The 2010-nt window shown below is 67.7% G+C and carries 2 protein-coding genes; one reads left to right on the top strand and one right to left on the bottom strand.

Going from position 1 to position 2010, the window contains the following annotated elements:
* The coding region (locus VA603_RS10695; RefSeq protein ID WP_323438808.1) for a membrane dipeptidase at positions 1-398 on the top strand (398 nt) is incomplete at its 5' end.
* Positions 399-477: 79 nt separating this feature from the next.
* Here the strand turns inward: VA603_RS10695 and VA603_RS10700 are convergent.
* A complete protein-coding gene (locus VA603_RS10700; protein ID WP_323438809.1) occupies positions 478-1908 on the bottom strand; it encodes an amino acid permease in 1431 nt (476 codons plus the stop codon).
* Positions 1909-2010: the final 102 nt, after the last annotated feature.

Here is a 2010-nt window from a genome sequence, read left to right on the forward strand (position 1 = left end):
ACGAGACCAAGACCGCCGAGCGCAAGCAGGCCGAGGAAGAAATCGGCAAGCGCCTGGGGGGCTGGGACGACATGAGCATGGCCAAGGGCGTGGAACTGGCCCGGGCGATGGCCGAGCTGGACCAGAAGTACCCACGCCGCAAGGCGACGCTGGATGACTTCTTCCAGCACCTGGGCCACATGCTGGACGTGGTCGGGCCGGACCACGTGGGCATCGGCATGGACTGGGATGGCGGTGGTGGCGTGATCGGCATGGAAGACGCCGCCGACCTGCCCAAGATCACCGCATGGTTGCAGCGCCGTGGCCTGAGCGAGGCGCAGATCGCCAACATCTGGAGCGGCAACGTGCTGCGGGTGATGCGCCAGGCGCAGGACTACGCGGCCAGGCAGGCTCGGTAACGCAGGTAGGCGGGGATGTAATCCCACAAGCACAAGGCGGGCCGAAGCCCGCCTTGTGTCATCCACATGGAGCGGTGGATTACCGCTTGCCCAGCACCGCATTGCGGCGGCTGTACACCGCGTAGACCACCAGGCCCAGTGCGTTCCACGCCAGGAACCACAGCTGGGTGCGGGTGGGCAGGCTGAAGAACAGGTAGATGCAGCCCAGGATGGCGACCGGGCCGACGATCCACGCCAGCGGCGCGCGGAACTTGCGCTCGCGGCCGGCCTCGCGCTTGCGCAGCACCAGCAGGCACAGGCCCACCGCGGTGAACGCGGCCAGGGTGCCGGCGTTGGCCAGAGCGGCGATCTCGTCCAGGCGCGCCACGCCGGCCAGGGCGGCGACCAGCACGGCGGTGAACAGGGTGATGACCACCGGCGTGCCGGTGCGCTGGTTGACCTTGGACAGGCCACGCGGCAGCAGGCCATCGCGCGACATCACGAAGAAGATGCGGCTCTGCCCGTAGAAGAAGGCCAGCAGCACGGTCGGCAGGGCGATGATGGCGACGATGCCGATCACCAGCGCGGCGGTGCCGTGGCCCAGTTCGCGCATGATCAATGCCAGCGGCTCGGCGCTCTTGCCGAACACCGTGTAGCTCATCGCGCCGACCGCGGCAGCGGCCACCAGCAGGTAGATGAGGGTGCAGCCGACCATCGAGCCGATGATGCCGATGGACAGGTCGCGCTTGGGGTTCTTGGTTTCCTCGGCGGCGGTGGAGATCGCGTCGAAGCCGTAGAAGGCGAAGAAGATGATCGCCGCGGCCGCCATCACGCCGCGCTCCACGCCGTCGGCGCTGACCGACTTGGGGAAACCGTAGGGCATGAACGGCTGCAGGTTCTCGGCGTTGAAGGCCGGCAGCGCGACGGCCACGAACACCGCCAGCGCGATCAGCTTCAGCACCACCAGCACCGCGTTGACCGTGGCGCTCTCGCGCGTGCCCAGCATCAGCATGCCGGCCACCAGGAAGGTGATGACGATGGCCGGCAGGTTGATCACGCCACCGGCGTGCGGACCGGTGGCCAGCGCCTGCGGCAGCATCACGTTCCAGCCGAAGGAGGTGTGCAGCCACTCCAGGAAGCCGACGAAATAGCCCGACCAGCCCACCGCCACGGTGCTGACCACCAGCGAGTACTCCAGGATCAGGCTCCAGCCCACCACCCAGGCGATGGTCTCGCCCAGCGCGCTGTAGCTGTAGGTATAGGCACTGCCGGCGGCCGGCATCATCGTCGACAGCTCGGCATAGGCCAGCGCCGCGCAGGCGCAGATCACGCCGGCGATGATGAAGGACAGCAGCACCGCGGGGCCGGCCTTGTCCGCGCCCACGCCGATCAGCGTGTAGATGCCGGTACCGACGATGGCGCCAATGCCCAGTGCGACCAGGTGGGGCCAGCTCAGCGAGGGGATCAGGCGGCGGCCTTCTTCGTGTTCGGTGAGCTGGTCGATGGGCTTGCGCCGGAGCCAGGACTGCATGCGGACCTCACGGTTCGTGGTGATTCAGGAAGTCGGCGAGTGTCGCCGAATGCAGTGCAGCAAAGCCAGAAAGATGCGCGGCTTCAGCGGGCTTTGGCGATT

Origin of the sequence: Stenotrophomonas capsici, assembly GCF_034961085.1 — a bacterium.
GTDB lineage: Bacteria > Pseudomonadota > Gammaproteobacteria > Xanthomonadales > Xanthomonadaceae > Stenotrophomonas > Stenotrophomonas capsici.